We start from the raw sequence: 17035 nt of genomic DNA, 5'->3' as shown, positions 1-17035 counted from the left end.
AAGGCCTGCGATGAACAAACCGTCACGAGCCCTTGATCGGACCGAACATCATCCGCTCACCGGCGCCGACCCCTCACGAGACCTGCTGGCGCTGTACCTCCAGCGTTTCGACCGGCCCCACACCCGCAAGGCGTATCGGAACGATCTCGTGCGCTTCTTCGGGCAAGCCCCCGTCACCTATGAAATGGCGCGGAGCATCACCTTCGTTGACCTCAATGCCTATCTCACCAGTCTGGAAAACGATCAGTACAAAGCCTCGACGATCAAACGGAAACTTGCCGCCATTCGAGGCTTTTTCGACTGGCTGCTGGCCCTCGGCGCACTCGAACACAACCCGGCACATCGACAGCTGCTTCGAAGGGTACGAAGCACCTCGCAACGCGATCGGCCCATCATCAGCCTGACGAAAGAGCAGGCACAGGCCCTGATCCATGCAGCAGAACAGCGAAGCAAGACGGGCCCACGGGACCGCGCGCTCGTCATCACACTGCTTCACTGCGTATTGAGACGCTCGGAAGCTGCAGCCATGGACGTCGAGCACATCAAACCCCTCGGCAAATACTGGATCCTCGAACTCCCATTCACCAAAGGTGGCGCCGACCAGTATATCAAGATGCCGAACCACGTTTATGAGGAGATCGAACGCATGAAAGATCACTACGGCATTTCTTCGGGTCCTCTCTGGCGTTCGCTCAGCAACAACAACTACGGCGGCCGACTCTCTACCCACTCAATTTACACCATTATAAGAGATACGGCGCGTCTCGCAGGCCTGCCCGACATTGGAGCGCATACGCTCCGTCATACCGGCTGCACGCTGGCGATAGAGGCCGGCGCCTCACTGCAACAGGTGCAATCACATGCACGGCACAAAAACATAGAAACAACGATGATTTACATTCATCAAAGTGACCGCCTCAGAAACAGCGCCGCCGACTTCATCGACCTTAAAAAACCCTGAATGCTCATGCAATTCTTTCGTCCAAAACCGCCGCAAATGAACGTCCGCGACCTCAAACGCCTGATGGATGAAGGCGCGCCGTTTATATTAATCGACGTGCGACAGCCCGAGGAACGTGAAATTGCCACTATCGGGGGTATGAACATCCCGCTCTCCGAGCTGTCGGAAGGTCTGGATCAACTCAAGGATCGACGAGACGAGAGGATCGTCGTGTACTGTCGTTCCGGAGCCAGGTCGGACAACGCCGCCGCTTACATGATGTCGATGGGGTTTACCGAGGTATACAACCTGGAGGGTGGAATACTGGCCTGGAGCACTGAGATCGACCCAACCGTCCCCCTCTACTAAACCGTGAGCGCACCTTGTCGGAACTGCCCGTCATCGTTCTCACCGGCCCGACGGCCGCAGGCAAAACGTCGCTTTCGATCCAGCTGGCGCAGGCGCTCCATACAGAGATCATCTCCTCCGACAGTCGTCAGATCTACCGAGAACTGACGATCGGCACGGCCAAACCCTCGCCGGAAGAACTTGCGTCCGTGCGCCATCACCTCATTGACGAGCGCCACCTCCCGGAACCCTACTCGGCCGGGATCTTTGCGAACGAAGCGACGCGTTTGATCGAGGCCCTGCACAGGAAGGGTAAGATCCCTCTTATTGTGGGCGGCTCAACGCTTTATCTCCACGCGCTGCTATACGGATTGTCGGACATCCCTTCTATCGATAGAAGCGTAAGGGCCGCACTGCAGCAACGACTCACGACGGAAGGCCTGGAAGCACTCTACCATGAACTAACTTTGCTGGACCCACAAACTGCTCACGCCATAGACCCGAAGAATGCACAACGTATAGTGCGAGCACTAGAGGTATACTACGGCGCCGGGCGCCCCCTCTCCTCTTTCCACACAGGACAGGCTAAACAACATCGTTACAGCTTCTATACCTTTGTGCTTTTCCGAGAACGGGAAGTATTGTACGAGCGCATCAATAGACGCGCCGAGGAGATGATAGAAAACGGATTGGAGAAGGAAGTAAAAGAAATTATCTCCTCCGGCATTGATCCCGATTCGGTTGTTCTAAAAACCATAGGTTATAAAGAGGTCGTCTCTCGTCTTCGAGACAATATTTCACATACAGAAATGCTGAGGCTCATCAAGCGCAACACCAGAAGGTATGCCAAGCGACAACTGACCTGGTTCAGAAGATATCCCTCATTCAGATGGATTGATGCAAATGATTCGGTCGATTGTATTATTAATAAAATTATGCATAGTATACATTAATTTACACGTCAGACGATGAGACTATTTTTTTAAACACTGCTTCTGCTCGATCACATGGCCCTCCAACTGGAGGATTAGGCTTTCTCACAATAACTTCAACCGAGTATACATAGTCATATTCATCTACGATACTATTGGCGATCATATAGGCCAAGCGCTCGATGAGGTAAAATTTATTTCGAGTAATGATTCCCTTAACTATCCTGTATACTTTTTCGTAATCTACTGTTTTCTTTAAATCGTCATGTTCCGCGGCATCGCTGAAGTCAAGATCGATACTCACATCCACCTCGTATCTGCCGCCAATCTGGTGCTCTTCCTTCATCACACCATGGTGTGCATAAAAGACGGCATTGATCAAACGAACCGTTCCGGTAGTCATCTGGTTGTGGTTTAAAGTCCAAGATCGGTTAACAAAGTCTCGTCCTCTTTCGAAAGATCGCCGTTCCGCCTTCGCACCAGCATTTCCGAGACGTAAAGTGTATTGTATATCCCGAGAATCATGTCGCTTCTTTTTCGATGTTCATCGAAGTAGGCTGCCACTTCCTTGTTGCGAAATGTGTCCTCCACATAGAGCGCTCTCGGGCCGTGGGGGCCCTCCTTCGCGAAACCCGGGAAACTCTTCTCGGGCTCGAACAACTTACTGCCGGTATGACATCCGAAACATTGGATCGGGGCGGTCAACTTTTTTGGAGGCGTATTGGTCTCTCCTGCCAGTTGCCCTTCGGATCCATAAATAAAAAAATCCCAGAATCCATCCGGGCGCTTGCTCATCACGGTCGTTTCCACCCGTGATGAATCCATCCAGTGCTCTCCGATAAACGTCGTCCCAACAGGATACAAAAGCCGTCGGTCGTTGGCGAGGTACGTCCCAAGGGCTGCCTTCAGAGCCGCTTTCTTAACGTATACCCGCCTTAGCGCGGTGGTCATAACCCCTCTGACGTCCACATGAAACCACGACGAATCTCCGGGACGGAAAGCAAGCCCTTTGTATACAGCATCCAGGTTTGGATATGGACTCCGACTTTGATAATAGGTCTCCCGAATGAACGCAGAGAACTCATCCCAGTCTAGCGCCCCATCTTCCAAATATCCGTCCGAGATCAGTCGCGACAACAAGGGGGATTGGCGGATCTTATCCCGGTCGACGTAATATTTTCCATCCATTCGCCGAACAAAGCCTCCTTCAAAGGCATCCTGTTCACGATCGGGCAGATAGGCTCCAAAATAGTATCGCAGGAGCAACTCCGTATTGGATTTTTCAAAATCTACGAACGCAAGGTCGGATTCTTCGGTGTTTCCTTTCTCACGCACACAGGAAATATTGGTCCATAACAAAAGGGAGATGATAACAGCATATATAACCAAGAAAGTACCCCTTGCCTTATACCACCTTCCAGGTACGATCCGATCCATGGTATGCCTCCCGCCTAAGGCCGCCCTTAAGGCTCAATGAAATACGGAGAGATGGGTATATGCGCCAGTGTGAGAAAGGCATTGATGCGTTGGAGAATCTCGGTCTCTTTGAGTGCGAGCAACCGTTGCGGACCAAATTCTTCCACCGTAAATGAAGCCATCGCACTGCCATAGATGACGGCTCGCCTCAGGTGGTCGATGTCATAGCAATTCTTGCTTGCGAGATAGCCCGCAAAACCGCCCATAAAAGCGTCGCCGGCGCCCGTAGGATCCTGAATTTCTTCAAGGGGATATGCTGGTGCGCTAAAGACGGCGCCGTCTGCGAAGAGCAGGGCCCCGTGTTCCCCTTTCTTGATGACGAGGATCTCGGGGCCAAGCGCGCGTATGATCCGCGCAGCCTTGACCAGGTTCGGTTCGCCCGAGAGTTCGCGTGCCTCGGCGTCATTGACGATCAGACAGTCGATCCGCTCCAGCACCCGGCACAACCCTTCCGGCGTGTTCTCGATCCAGTAATTCATCGTGTCGCAGATCACCATTTCCGGTCCATCCACCTGATCGAGGATCTCGCACTGGATGTCTGGGTCGAGGTTGCCGAGACAGACCACCTTACTCTTACGATAGGCCTCCGGCACGGTCGGCTCAAAGTTCGCCAGCACGTTGAGGTGCGTAAAAAGCGTGTCCCGGTCGTTTAGATCATAGTGATACTTCCCCCCCCACGAGAACGTCTTCTCGCCTTCTCTGACCTCTATCCCCTGGAGATCGAGGTCGCAGGCTTCAAGCATGTGCATATAGGACTCGGGGAAGTCGCCGCCGACCACGGCCAGTAGACCCACCGGGCGGCTCAGGTACCTGGCTGCCATAGAAATGTACGTGGCGCTCCCGCCCAGAACGCGGCTCACCGAGCCGAAGGGGGTCTCTATCGAATCGACGGCGACGGTGCCTACTGCCAGTATGCTCACTTGATCAGGTCGGGTGGGTTAGCGTGCGTTCAAACCTGATAAATATAAGGGCAACCCCGTCGAAAGCGAGCCTTGCGGGAATGCATGTTGTATGAAATGAAGACTTCCCTCACCCTTCTCGGCGGAATCGCTCGGTCATTTTCTTGAAAAAAGTCACGGCCAGAGCGACTCGGAGAGCCTGAAACAGAGGATCGAGAGCGCCGTTCATCCGCCTTTTGTGTGTCTGAACGGACGCTAAGAGCTCGTCCATGCCCTCTTTTGCCGCCGTTTCGGCCTGCTGGACGAGCGTCTCGGCCAGCGCTTCCGTGCGGTGCACAACGTCCTCGCCCAACTGACGCGCCCGACGAGGCAACTTTTCGCTTTCCCGGCTCACTTGATCCATGAGCTTCTGACCGACGTCTACGGCGTCATGCACGAGATGCGCGCCCGTCTCGCGAGCAACTTTGCCCACATGGCCGGCCAGTCTTTGTGCGCGACGCCGGGCCCGAGCGGAGAGGGGCGCAGGTTTGGGGGTCAGCGCGCGTGTCAATGCGCCGCCGATGAACATACCGACGCCTGCCGCCAACAGCGTCGCCCGACCGGGATGCTCTTTGACCCATGCACGGGCGCGATCCCGGACTTCTCCCAGTTCCAGGCGCTCGAGGTCGCCTCGTAAGCTCTCAATGGTTTCTCGCAGCTCCTCACGCATCGTATGGATTCGAGCGGAGGCTTCGTTCACCGTGCGTTCCTCGGCACGTTCAGCGCCGTCGGTCTCGGGAACCGCTTCCTCTACATCCACGCCTTTCCGTTCATCCATGACGTCACCTCTTACCTTGCTGGATTCATGATCAGATCCGGCCGCTGGCGCGCTCAGGTTCGACGCAGCAGCACACCGAGAAAGACACCGACTGCGAAAGAACCGATCAGCGCGGCCGTCTGATGCTCGCGCACCCAGGCTTCCGGAGAGGCCGCGCGCAACATAGCCGTCGCATCGCCCGTCGGCTCCGTTTCGGACGACGGGGTTGCTTCACCAGTTGCGTCATGGGCCGGGACCTCCGTATCGGTTGCAGCGCCGCCCCGGATCCGTTCGGGTTGCATGGTAGTTTCTGGATAAGTTTTTGCCCGGAGCCCTGATGCGCCCCGGTGAGGCGGTGTTGGGGGCGCGGGCTTTCCGATGTGTTAACTCGCAAGCTTGATAACGTTCCTGAACGCTCTCGGGTTTTGACGGAAACGCGCACCCGATTGAGAAGCCTCACTCAATTGTTCGAACAGGCGAGAAACCTGAGGGCTGAAACATGATTCATACCGTCACGCGAAGAGGGTGCGTCAGCCACACGACGATCCGACGCCCCGTTTCTTCCTGGATTCCAACGACAAAACCTGACGACTCTGTGCCTTCCATACGCTCTCTCTATCGTGCTTTGCCCGTTAGCTTCGTCCTCGTTGCGATTCTCCTGTTGATCGGTCCCGAATTTTCCGGAAGGCAATCTGCGCACGCGCAACGTGAACCCGAGTTGCCCGAATCCATCTTTGCGGAGGGTTTCAAGCTATACGCCGAACATCTGTATGAGCAGTCCATCGAGGTGTTCGACGCTTTTCGTAAACGCTACCCGGATCACGTCAGCGCCCCGGAGGCCTTGTATTATCAGGCCGAGGCAGCGCTGACGTTAGGTCATGAGGAAGAAGCCATCCGGCTGTTCTCACGGTTCCAGGAGCTTTATCCGGCGCATCCTCTGGCTTTTCAGGCGCGCCTTGCCCTCGGGAAGCACTTCTACGAAGCGGGTGACTATGAGCAGGCCCTTCGCGTGCTTTCGGAAGTGCTCGCTTCCAATCCCTTGCCGGATCTGGCTGCGAAAGCACTCTACTGGATGGGAGAATCCGCGATCCATCTCGGTCGTATCGAGGAAGCCATCGGGTACTATCAACGCGCCGCCGATGCATACCGGGAGACCACCACGGCGCCCATCGCGCTGTACGCCATCGCCGTGGCGGAGGTCCAACGTGAGCGGTACGACGCCGCCGCCCGGGCTTTCGAACTCCTCGCCGCCCGATATCCGAATTCCCCGTATGCGCAGAACATCGGGCTGGCGCTTGCGGAAGTTTACTATGAGCTTGGCGACTACCCGCGGGCCGTCACCGAAATTCAGCGTCGCCTCCCGAACCTTTCCGGCGAAGCCCGGGAGCGCGCGACCTTCCTACTGGCCGAGTCCTACAACCAGCTCAGAGACTACGATAACGCGATCGTTTATTACCGGCGCTTCTCCGAGGGCAACCCCGACAGCCCATATTTCCGACGGGCCCTTTACGGTCTGGCGTGGAATTATCACTTCGAAAAAGCGTATCAGTGGGCCGCCGATGAATTCGACCGGGTGCGGGCCGGTTTCGACGACGACCTGGCCGCCAGGGCCACGTATTACGCCGCCGTGAACCGGAAGCTGGCCGCCGAGCCCGAGGTCGCGATTCGGCTCTTCCAGGAGGCGGCGGACCGTTGGCCTCAGCATGCCCTTGCCGATCACGCCCTCTATGAACTCGGGCTCACGCAGTATGAACTTCATCAGTGGAAAGAGGCCAATGAGATTTTCGGACGACTGATTCGATCTTATCCCGAATCCTCGTTGCTCGGCGAGGCCTATTATCACCAGGGAAACACCTTCATCGCGCTGGGACGGTTCAACGAAGCGCTGGAGAGCTTCGACCGGGCCGTGGCCCTCGATGCGGCGCCCGAGTCGCTCAAAGAGGAAGTCGTTTTTCAGAAAGCCTGGCTCCTGTATCGGAGCCGCAAGTTCTCCGAGGCCGCCCCGGCGTTCATGTCGCTCTATCAGGAAAGCCCGAAGGGTCCGAAGGCCGACGAGGCCCTTTTCTGGGCCGCCGAGAGCTTTTACCAGAACGGGGCGCTGGATCGGGCGGCCCGCCTCTTTCAGAAGTATCTGAAGGACTACCCGGCCGCCCGTCACGTCGAGGCGGCGCATTATGCGCTTGGTTGGGTGTATTTCAAGAGAAGTGAGTTTGCTCTTGCAATAACGGAATTCAAATGGTTCCTCGACCATTATCGGGAGGCCGACGAGACGGTGCCGTACCGCACCGACGCTCGACTCCGCCTGGCCGACAGTTATTACGCCCTCAAGCGCTATCCTGAAGCCATTCGCATCTATTCCCTCGTCGCCGCCGAGGGCGAGGACTACGCCCTCTATCAGATGGCGCAGGCCTATTCCAATGCCGGCGACGCCTTCGAAGCCATCACGAAATTCCGCGAACTCCTCGTCGAGTACCCGCAGAGTGAGTATCGCGAGGAAGCCCAGTATTCACTCGGCTACCTCTATTTCCTGAATCAGGACTACGACCGCGCCATCGAGGAATATCAGTCGCTCATCGATGACTATCCTCGCGACCCCCTCGCCGCCAAGGCTCAATACGGCATCGGCGACGCCCTCTTCAACGCAGGACGTCTCGAAGAAGCCGTGGAGGCCTATCAAAAAGTGCTCACGCGCTATCCCGACAGCCCCTTCATCGCCGACGCCGCCGCCGGCATCCAGTACGCGCTCCTCGCCCTCGACGACGAAGCCCGCGCCGCCGAGATCCTCGATGCCTTCATTGCCGAGCATCCGGATTCCCCGATCGTGGACGAACTCCGGTTCCGTCAGGCCGAAGCAAAATTCCAGGGCGGACGGGAAGAAGAAGCCCTGGGTGGCTTCCTTGCCTTCATCCGCTCGGCTCGAAGTGAGACCCTCCTGCCGGAAGCCTATTTCTACGTCGGTTCGATCTACGCCGATCGAGGTCAGATCCAGGAGGCACAGAACTATTTTCGGAGGCTCATCGAGCAGTATCCCGACAGCCCCCGCCGCGCCGATGCGGCCAGGCGACTCGGAGAACTCTACGCAAACGAGAACCGGCATGAGGACGCGCTCCGCACATACCGCCTCCTCGAGTCCATCGCAAACCAGACGAAGGACGGGTTGCTCCTCGCCCAGGCCCGGTACGGCCAGAGCATCGCGTTGATGAATCTCGGGCGTCATCGCGAGGCGGAAGAGTTGCTTCAGGAAGCCATCTCCGCCGCCCCCGACTCTCCGCAGGTTATCCCCGCGCGGCTCGGCCTCGCCCGGCTCTATGAGAGCGACGGCAAGACCGACGAAGCGCTCCGTCTCTACCGAGACATTGCCGACAAGAGCCGGGACGAGGCGGGGGCCGAAGCCCTTGCCCGACTCGGAGAATTGCTCCTCAAGAACGGGGACGCCGAGCAGGCCATCGAAGAGCTCGGTCGGCTGCCGGTGCTCTTCCCGAACTACGTCGACTGGGTGTCCCGCGGCTATCTGACCCAGGCGCGCGCCTTCCGACAATTAGGACAGACGGGCGAAGCGCTCCGCCTCTATGAGCTCCTCACCACCCAATACGCCGGAACCGAAGCCGCCGAGATTGCCGCCCGTGAGCAAACCGAGCTCTAGCGCCCGCCCCCATCGTCTCTCACCCCCCCATTCCGAAGCCAACATGCCGTCCCCGTTGAAACACCCGTTCTCAATCCTCCCGTTCCGGCTCGCCTTCGCGCTCTTGCTTGCCTTCCCCGCGGCGCAGGCTATGGGACAGGAAACACAGGGCCGGGACCCGGCCCTGCCCGACCTCGCCCCGCGCGAAGTCGAGATCCTCGGGCAGCTCGAGATCACGTTTCCCTCGCTTCAGAGACAGCCGTTGATCGGCTTCAACCCGCCCCCGCGCGTGCCGGAGATTCCTCCCGACCGGCGTCCCTTCATCGAACCCTACAAGCAGGAAAGCGCCGACCTGCCGCCGAGCCCGCTTCAGGCGCCGGAGCCTCCGGCCGTCTCCTCGCTCACCGGAGCCGCGCCCATCGACGGAGCCTTCGAAGCAGCGGCCGGGCGGTATCTCAGCCGGGCAGTGCGGGCCCGGGTGGGCGTGCCCGTTTCGGAAAGCGCGACCTTCCGCGCACGCGTCGACTACCGGGGCTCCGACGGAAACACACCCTTCGAACAGACCTTTCCGGACCTGAAAAACCCGTACGACGCGCTCGAAGCCTCCGCGAGTCTGCAGACGCGGTCGTCCGTCGCCGTCACCGGAGCCACCGTCGCGGGGTTCTTCGAGAACTATACGCTGTACGGCGCCCGGAGTCCGGTCCGTTCGCTCTTCGTGCCCTTTCCCGACCGGGAAGGACGTGGGGGGAGCCTGAGTCTGTGGGCGCGTACACAGGCCGCCGCCGCCTTCGACCTCGACGCGGAGATCCGATACGGCGCCGCTCGCATACAAACCGACGTTTTCGCCGATCCTGCCGGCGAAGACCCCAATTTCACCCGCCTCGAACGCCGGCTCGACTTCGACGGCGCCCTTTCCGTTCCAGTGTCGAGCGGAAGGCTAGACGTCGTCGCTCAAGCTTCCACCACCGGGCTCGACACCGACGGCCTCCTCGGCTCGACGGTGCGGGCACTCTACGCTGGAGCCGGGTATCGCTTCCTTTACCGGGACGCCTATCGCGTGACGCTCGGCCTTCGCGTACTGGGGTTCTCCGCCGAGGGACAGACGCCCACCGGCGGCAACCGGAATGCAACGTACGTCTCACCCGATCTCCGCATCGATCTTTATCCTCAGACGGGCCTGAACCTCTACGTCCAAAACCGTCCCGCGCTCGAAATGCTTTCGCTCGGCGATCTGTACCGGGAAAACCCATACCTCGTCGACGAACCACGCATGCAACCGACCCTCCGCACGGTCGATGCCGAGATTGGCGTGCGATATTTCTTCGGAAACGTTCAGATGGCCGGACGCGCCGGTTTCGAAGAAGCACCGAACTACCTCTACTTCGAGCAGGAGGCCGGCCGTGGGTTCGGCATCTATACCGAGGGCCTCACTTCCGCCCGATACGGCAAGGCCCGCATCTACCGGGTGGGCGGTGAGGCGTCCTTCATGCTGACGAGCGGTCTTCACGCCTCCATCGGCCTCGATGTGCGCAAGGGACGCCTCATCGAAGCCGACGCCGAACTCCCCTACTTCGCGCCCCTCAAGGGCACGGCAATGCTGTCCTACATCTTCGCCGGAGGCGACGGGCTCTTCCAACTCAGCAGCGTGTACGAGAGCCCGCGGTACCGCGCCCGCGAACGCACGCCCGAAAACAGGGTCGGAGCCTACTTCAACCTGGACGTGGAGGCCTCCTACCAGGTCACTCCGTGGGTTGGGATCCTCGGACGCGCGGAAAACCTCGTCGGCAATCGCCTCACCCGATGGGATAACTATCCCGAGATTCCTGCGGCCTTCCTGGTCGGTCTGCGGGTTCGTTTTTGACATGCAATAACGGATATTCGTGCCCCTGGCCGCTCCGCCTTTTATTCCGAACGAAAATTACCGTATCTTTATCATACGCCCCCCTTTACGGAACAACGCCCGGAGCGCTTCGTGTTTTTGCTCCCGTGAAACGAAAAAACCCCATGGCACAAATCTCGACAGAACAGATAGCTAATGCCCTCGCCGACATCGTTCGTGACGGTGTATTGGAGGGAAAGGCCGTGGACGTTCCCGGTCTCGGATCCTTTCATCTCGAACATTTTCCGAGCCGGCTCTCAGAAGACGAGAACGGCCGCAGCGTCGTCCTCCCTCCTCGCGACACGGTCGTTTTTGAGGCCGAGCAATAACAGCAATCGCCGTCGTACGAATCAAACGGAGCGCGATGCGCCCCCACCCTTATGTCCGCTTCGCTGATCGAGCAGCTTGCCGCCCGCCTCGGGATCTCCTCCGAAGAAGCCGAGCGTTCGCTCCAGACTCTGATTGCCCGCCTCCACGAGGACCTTCGCACCAATGGTGAGACGACGATCCCCGGCCTCGGAGTTTTCCGCCGCGCAAGGGAGGGCCTCACGTTCGAAGCGGCGCCCGCCCTCGAAATCGCCGCTAATTACCGCTTCGCCGGAATGCCCGCGCTGCCTGTCTCCCCGGAGCCGGAAGAGCGCACAAGCGATGTCGAAGAGAACGAGATGGAGGAGGCCGGTCCCGAAGACGAACCGGCCGGTCCCGAAGAAGTAGTCGCAGAAGCTGAAGAATCCGTCGCCGATGCCCCTCCTCCCCCCTCCGGAGAAGAAGCGGAAGAAAAAGAAGCGTTGGGCACAGAGGATGCGACCGGGACCGAAGAACCCGACGAAGCATCGGAAGAAACAGCCGATGCGGAAGCGCCCGATTTGTTCGAGACTGTTGCGTTCGAAGAGTCCCTTGAGGAAGAGGTTTGGGAAGCCCCGCGTGACGACGCCGATCATCCGCTCGGCCCGCTTCCGGAACCGGATTTCGAGGAGGCCGATTACGACGTGGTCGAGGAAACCGTCGAGGAGGTCGAGATCGTCGCGGAAACGGTGGAAACAAGCGATTCCGAAGACGAAGCGGAGGCGGAAGCACCCGACGAGGTCGAAGATGAAGCATCGATTTTCAACGTCATTCATTTCGAGGATGACGAGGAGATGAAGGACATCGGTGAGTCCGCCGGAGAAGCGGTCGACGCAGCCGAACCGGAGGCCGAGGCAGCGACCGAACCGGAAGCCGAAGAAGAGGCCGTTCTGGCTTCGGAAGAAGAGATTGAGACGATCAAGAGAGCGGCCATGCATCCGCCGCGCACCCCCGTACGCCGGGACCGTGCCTCCAGGACCGGGTTTTTCATCGTCATCGGCGTCCTTGCGGTGCTCACCGGCGCATTCTTTGCCTATCAGATGCTCAAGCCCGGCGCCGGGGAGCCCGAGACGCCTGCCCTCTCCGAGGACATGCCTCCGGCGGATACGTCCGCCGCTTCCGCCCTGCCTCCGGCCGACAGTGCCCGGGCGGAAGCTCCCGCCGAACCGGAGCCCCCGGTTCGGCGTACCCTCGGCGGCATCGACCGGAACGCCGGGGGATGGACGGTGATCGTAGCCTCGGAGACGACCCCGGAGGCGGCGGAGGCAGCGGCGCAACCGTACCTCGATCTCGATCTCCCCGTGGACGTCCTTCGCGGGGTGTCGAAGGGAGTCACGCGGTACCGTGTCGGCGTTGGTCAGTTTGCCAGCCAGGCGGAAGCCGAAGCCGCCATCCGTCGGTTGGGCGACCGGCTTCCCCCGGGCGCCTGGCCGCTGCGGATTACCTCGCGGATGTAACCATAGCCTTGCACAACCCTCTCGGAATCCTATGACACTGCTGCTGCTTCAGGAAGCAGGGACCCTCGCTCAGGACTCGACGCAGGCGGCCTCCGCCACCGGCACGACGACGATCCTCGACACCCTCCTGCTCGGGGGATGGATCCTCGTCCCCATCATCCTTCTCTCCTTTCTGGCGATTTACATCTTCGTCGAGCGTTTGCTCACGTTGCGTCGCGCCGCTACCGATCCGGCCGAGATCACCGAGCGCATCCGCGAGTACGTACGGGCGGGCAACATCCACGGCGCCCAGGCCTTCTGCGACGCGCAGGACAAGCCCATCACGCGCATTCTGAAACATGGCCTGGAGCGCCTTGGTCGTCCCATCGCCGAGATTCGGGATGCCGTCAATGCCACCGGCAAACACGAGGCTTTCGAGCTCGAAAAGCGCACCGACCTGCTCGCCAGCATCGCGGGCATCGCGCCGATGCTGGGCTTCCTCGGCACGGTCACGGGCATGATCCGCGCCTTTCAGCAGATCCAGAATCTCCAGGGCAACGTCAACCCGAGTGTGCTGGCCGGGGGAATCTGGGAGGCGCTCATCAGCACAGCGGCGGGGCTCATCGTCGGCATCCTGGCCTTCTTCTTCTACAATTACCTGCTCACGCGCATCAACCGTCTCGTCAACGACATGGAGCGCTCGGCCACCGACTTCATCGACCTGCTTCAGACGCCGGCGCCCACCTCGAATCAGCCCCGCTACGAAGGCTCTTTCTGAGCACCCGCCCGTCCGTTCTCCGCCAAGCCCCTGCATGTCCCATGGCTGCCATCGATTTTTCCACGTCAAAAAAACCCCTCAAGACGTACAGCCTGGCCGGGATGGCGGACGTGGTGTTCCTCCTGCTCATTTTCTTTCTCCTGACCTCCAGTTTCATCCCGCAGTTCGGCATCCAGGTGAACCTGCCGCAGGCCAACGCCGCCGCCCCGATGGAAGCGCAGTACGTGAACGTGTCCATCACGGACGACGGGCGCTTCTTTGTGGAGGGGAAGCAGGTTCCAAAGGAAGAATTGCTCAACGCCATTCGGGACGCGATGGGCGCGCGCACCGCGCTCGTGCTCCGCGCCGACGAGGACGCCACCGTCGGCGACTTTGCGAGCGTGGCCACCATTGCCAAAGCCCTCAACCTCCGTCTCCTGATGGCCACCGAACGGGAGCGCGTCCGCCGCTGAACCGACGCCTCACTTCCATCGAACGGTAACCCGCACCGAGGTCGACCCGTCGCGGAGGCTGAAGCCCGGGCGCGGGAGCGAGATCCGATACGCCCCGCCGGAAACCAGATCCTTACGATGGAAGAATCGCTCGCCGATCTTCCGGTCGAGTTCGATGCTGTCCAGGATGGAGACGGCCACGGTGGTCACCCCCGCGAAGAGGCTGAGGTTGCGCCAGAACCGGCGGTCGGACCGGGTCTCTCTGGCCCTGTCGCGTTTGATGATGAGCCGATCCCGTTCGGCGATCAGGCGCTCGCGATCCCGGGCCGTGCAGCCTTCGCACGTACGTATGATGCCATTGATCTGCTGCACCTTCCCCCGGCGAAGCTTAAACAACTTGTCTGCGCCATCGACGCCGCGTTGCGTCAGGGCCGCAAGAACGAAGCTCGTGGTGATGATCGAGGCATACGTGACGCCCCGCCGGAAATTGCCCTTGTAGAACTGTCCGCCTCCGGGAACGAAGGAATACGCGGCCGCGACGAGGTCGCTCTTCTCCGAGGAGGCTAGCCTTCGTTCCCGTTCGGCCGGCAGAGGCCTGTTTTTCGCCTTGAGCGAATCGAGCCGCGCAGCGACGGCCCGGCGTTCCGCTTCCGCCCGATCCCGTTCCGCGCGGAGCTGCGCCGTTTCCGTGAGCAGCCGTTCCTGCTCGGCTTCGACCTTTTCCCGTTCCGCGCGCTCCACCGCCCGGAGCGCCCGCAGTCGTTCCGCTTCCGCACAGCAGCGCGCCTCGGCATCCGCCTCTGCCGCCTGCTCACGGGTCTCGTCGCGGGCTTCGGTGCTCGAAGCGCGAGGCGGCGGCGACACCGAAGCAACCGTCTCCGGTCGCTCGCGCACGTCGCGCAGGAACCATCCGGAGGTGACCCGTCCCTCGCCTGAGGGCAGATACGCCCAGACGAATCGCAAACGAACGGGGCTTCCCTCCGCTCGTCGGAGCGCGCGGACGTCATCGATCACGAAGAACGAATGGTGATCCAGCGGAGCGATGCGCACTCGCCCGAGGTCCGTGACGCCATGGTCTTTCAGAAACGCGAGGAGACGAGCGTTCCGGGCATTCACCGCCATCGAGAAGTCGAGGAAGCGAGCGTCGTGCGCCAGCGGGTTGAAGCCGTCGTAACGCGCCGTCGCTCGCCGCCCCCGATCGACGGCGGCGCTGATCGCTCCCGCGTTCAGCCGACGCGTCGAACCCCAGAAGGCATCGACGAGCACCCATCGGTAGGCCCCCGGCTCCACCTCCGTCTTCGTAAAGACCCCCGTCAGATAACGTCCGCCCCCGCGCACGGAGGCAAACTGTTGCAGGCTCCACTCCGTCGCCCCCGAGACGTCGAAGTCCTCATAGCGGTCGAAGAAATGCTCGGTCCCGGCGGCGTGCCCGGGTGCAGCGAGGCGTTCCATCGCCTCCCGAGACTGGTTCTCGAGCGCGCGTCGAAGCCGCTCGGCGGCCTGACTCGTGAAATCCTGCTGTCGCCCGAACGCCGGGAAGGCCGCCAGGGCCATGCTTCCGATGAGCAAAAACGTCCTAAATCCCCCCATTCAGTCCCCCTTTGACGAGCGAAGGCCGGATGTAGCGAAGATACACCTCCAGGGTCTGCGTGTCGTCCACGAGCACTTGCGTCAGCTTGATCTCCCATCGGTTGTCATTGACCCGACGGATGACGGCGCGGAAGCGTTTTTTTGTGGCATCCTGATAAATGCGCCCGTCCGCGTTCTCCGACTCGAAGATCTGCCAGAGCACGAACACCGCGTCGTAGGCATTCGGCTCGCCGGCGATTTTTTGTATGTCCTGAAACTCGACGCCCTTCTCGAAATCGAAGCGCACGCGACGATAGCCGAAGAGCTCGTCGAGGCGACTGAGACGGCGAAGGTAACGATCCACCGAGCGCGGGATGACGAGTCCATACTTCTTGCTCGAGATCTGCACGACGGATTCGTCCGACTCAAAAAACGTGTCCACGGTCTCACGAACCGTTTCGAAACGTTTGTCGTGGGGACGCTCGGGATCGGCGATGAGGTTGAGATGCACTTCGAGATCCTCGAAGAGGTCCACCATGTCGAACAGGAGCGCGGCCGCGTCCTCCTCCCCCGCCCCGGTCTGCTCCACCACACGAGCCATCATGCGCTCGAAGAGCGACTGCGGCCCCAGACCGGCCAGGGTGGTGTAGGTGATGTACCAGTTTGCCGTCGGGCGGCCCACGTCGAGCGGCGCATTTTTTTCAAGGACGAGGTCGAACGGAACGGTGTGCGCATCCGCATACCGGGCCTCGAGCCCCCGAAGGATGTACAGCGTCTCGCCGATGGGTTCGAGCTTATACCGGAGCAGGGACGTCACGCTGTTTTCTTCGAGGAAACGGCGAACGGCCGGGCTGTCCTCGTGCACGAGCGCCGCGAGCGCCCGGAACCGGTCCTCGTGCGCCGACGCCGGGAGGGTCAGCCCGCGGCCCTTCAGGTTCGGATGGAGCCCTCGAATGACGTCGAGGTAATCGTCGTGCGCCTCGGTCAATTCGCGGAGGTTGATCAGATGCCACGGCCGCTCCAGTTCCGCCCCTCCGCTTGCATCGGCGGACTTGGCAAAGATCGCTTCGAGTTCGAAGACCGGCTTTTCGCCTTTATACACCTGAAACCGCTGCACGCCGTAGTCTTTGACCGCATCCATGCGGACCGCCTCGACGCCCGCGAAGGTCTGCGGCGCAATGGCGTACTCATTGACCCCGAATGCCAGCAGCCCCTCCGCATCCACCCGCGAGAGCGCCTCCTTCACACGGGGAAGCACCTCGGAGAGCGACGCCTGGGACTGCCCCCATGCCGGCGCAGCCCCCCCCAACATCACGACCAATCCCAGCACCATCGCGCGCGTCTTCATTTCGTCTTTATCCGAGGATGATCATCGTTCGCACGGAAGATAACCGATCCGGCTTTATGAGTCATCCCCGCCCGGCAGTTTTCGAGCGACGAGGGTTCACCCACGCGCCATATTGACCTGAGTACGGTGGGGCTTTGCCCGCCAGGTCCGTTCGATGGACCTGCAATCCTCTGGATTGAGATTCTGGTTTCGAAGCGCAAGATATGCGGGCACACCGCGAAAGAAGCGGGGAAATA

Annotated in this window: 17 protein-coding genes; 9 read left to right on the top strand and 8 right to left on the bottom strand. The window is 60.3% G+C overall.

All coding sequences use genetic code 11. The features are described 5' to 3' along the window. Positions 1-10: 10 nt before the first annotated feature. Genes AC1HIY_RS09475 through miaA form a run of 3 tightly spaced genes read left to right on the top strand, consistent with a single transcriptional unit; the run spans position 11 to position 2241 of the window. Positions 11-961 carry a tyrosine-type recombinase/integrase gene (locus AC1HIY_RS09475; protein WP_479576487.1) on the top strand — a complete coding sequence of 317 codons (951 nt, stop codon included), beginning with the start codon at positions 11-13 and terminating at the stop codon, positions 959-961. 6 nt (positions 962-967) lie between these two features. Then, a complete protein-coding gene (locus AC1HIY_RS09470; protein WP_479576486.1) occupies positions 968-1309 on the top strand; it encodes a rhodanese-like domain-containing protein in 342 nt (113 codons plus the stop codon). Between the two features lie 14 nt (positions 1310-1323). Next, a complete protein-coding gene (gene miaA, locus AC1HIY_RS09465; protein WP_479576485.1) occupies positions 1324-2241 on the top strand; it encodes a tRNA (adenosine(37)-N6)-dimethylallyltransferase MiaA in 918 nt (305 codons plus the stop codon). 1 nt (position 2242) lies between these two features. Here the strand turns inward: miaA and folB are convergent, their stop codons facing one another. The 5 genes from folB to AC1HIY_RS09440 form a co-directional block, all read right to left on the bottom strand. Further along, the gene (gene folB, locus AC1HIY_RS09460; protein ID WP_479576484.1) at positions 2243-2623 is read right to left on the bottom strand and encodes a dihydroneopterin aldolase; all 381 of its coding nucleotides are present in this window, start codon (positions 2621-2623) and stop codon (positions 2243-2245) included. A gap of 11 nt (positions 2624-2634) precedes the next feature. Then, entirely contained in the window at positions 2635-3657 is a 1023-nt protein-coding gene (locus AC1HIY_RS09455) for a hypothetical protein (RefSeq protein ID WP_479576483.1), read from the bottom strand. A 26-nt stretch (positions 3658-3683) separates the two neighbouring features. Beyond that, entirely contained in the window at positions 3684-4616 is a 933-nt protein-coding gene (locus tag AC1HIY_RS09450; RefSeq protein WP_479576482.1) for a PfkB family carbohydrate kinase, read from the bottom strand. A gap of 109 nt (positions 4617-4725) precedes the next feature. Beyond that, positions 4726-5412 (bottom strand): hypothetical protein, encoded by a 687-nt coding sequence (locus tag AC1HIY_RS09445; RefSeq protein ID WP_479576481.1) that lies wholly within the window; start codon positions 5410-5412, stop codon positions 4726-4728. A 53-nt stretch (positions 5413-5465) separates the two neighbouring features. Next, positions 5466-5693 carry a hypothetical protein gene (locus AC1HIY_RS09440; protein ID WP_479576480.1) on the bottom strand — a complete coding sequence of 76 codons (228 nt, stop codon included), beginning with the start codon at positions 5691-5693 and terminating at the stop codon, positions 5466-5468. 416 nt (positions 5694-6109) lie between these two features. Here AC1HIY_RS09440 and AC1HIY_RS09435 point away from each other — a divergent pair, with 416 nt between their 5' ends. From AC1HIY_RS09435 to AC1HIY_RS09425, 3 genes are all read left to right on the top strand, one after another. Further along, positions 6110-9034: a tetratricopeptide repeat protein gene (locus AC1HIY_RS09435; protein WP_479576479.1), complete on the top strand. Its 2925-nt coding sequence runs from the start codon at positions 6110-6112 to the stop codon at positions 9032-9034. 43 nt (positions 9035-9077) lie between these two features. Next, the gene (locus AC1HIY_RS09430) at positions 9078-10874 is read left to right on the top strand and encodes a porin family protein (RefSeq protein WP_479576478.1); all 1797 of its coding nucleotides are present in this window, start codon (positions 9078-9080) and stop codon (positions 10872-10874) included. Positions 10875-10999: 125 nt separating this feature from the next. Beyond that, positions 11000-11221: an HU family DNA-binding protein gene (locus tag AC1HIY_RS09425; protein WP_479576477.1), complete on the top strand. Its 222-nt coding sequence runs from the start codon at positions 11000-11002 to the stop codon at positions 11219-11221. 21 nt (positions 11222-11242) lie between these two features. Here the strand turns inward: AC1HIY_RS09425 and AC1HIY_RS09420 are convergent, their stop codons facing one another. Continuing rightward, the gene (locus AC1HIY_RS09420; protein WP_479576476.1) at positions 11243-12013 is read right to left on the bottom strand and encodes a hypothetical protein; all 771 of its coding nucleotides are present in this window, start codon (positions 12011-12013) and stop codon (positions 11243-11245) included. A gap of 18 nt (positions 12014-12031) precedes the next feature. On the opposite strand from AC1HIY_RS09420, the gene AC1HIY_RS09415 reads away from it, so the two are divergent. Genes AC1HIY_RS09415 through AC1HIY_RS09405 form a run of 3 tightly spaced genes read left to right on the top strand, consistent with a single transcriptional unit; the run spans position 12032 to position 13903 of the window. Next, the gene (locus AC1HIY_RS09415) at positions 12032-12694 is read left to right on the top strand and encodes an SPOR domain-containing protein (RefSeq protein WP_479576475.1); all 663 of its coding nucleotides are present in this window, start codon (positions 12032-12034) and stop codon (positions 12692-12694) included. A gap of 31 nt (positions 12695-12725) precedes the next feature. Next, on the top strand, positions 12726-13451 hold the full coding sequence (locus tag AC1HIY_RS09410; RefSeq protein ID WP_479576474.1) for a MotA/TolQ/ExbB proton channel family protein: 726 nt from the start codon (positions 12726-12728) through the stop codon (positions 13449-13451). A gap of 41 nt (positions 13452-13492) precedes the next feature. Next, positions 13493-13903 carry an ExbD/TolR family protein gene (locus AC1HIY_RS09405; RefSeq protein WP_479576473.1) on the top strand — a complete coding sequence of 137 codons (411 nt, stop codon included), beginning with the start codon at positions 13493-13495 and terminating at the stop codon, positions 13901-13903. A gap of 9 nt (positions 13904-13912) precedes the next feature. Here AC1HIY_RS09405 and AC1HIY_RS09400 read toward each other — a convergent pair whose 3' ends face one another. After that, a complete protein-coding gene (locus AC1HIY_RS09400; protein ID WP_479576472.1) occupies positions 13913-15472 on the bottom strand; it encodes a hypothetical protein in 1560 nt (519 codons plus the stop codon). Beyond that, positions 15459-16799: a hypothetical protein gene (locus AC1HIY_RS09395; protein ID WP_479576471.1), complete on the bottom strand. Its 1341-nt coding sequence runs from the start codon at positions 16797-16799 to the stop codon at positions 15459-15461. The genes AC1HIY_RS09400 and AC1HIY_RS09395 overlap by 14 nt, the downstream gene beginning before the upstream one ends. Between the last annotated feature and the right edge of the window lie 236 nt (positions 16800-17035).

The sequence above is a fragment of the Rhodocaloribacter sp. genome, assembly GCF_056451265.1.
This window is presented reverse-complemented; position numbering and strand designations above follow the sequence as displayed.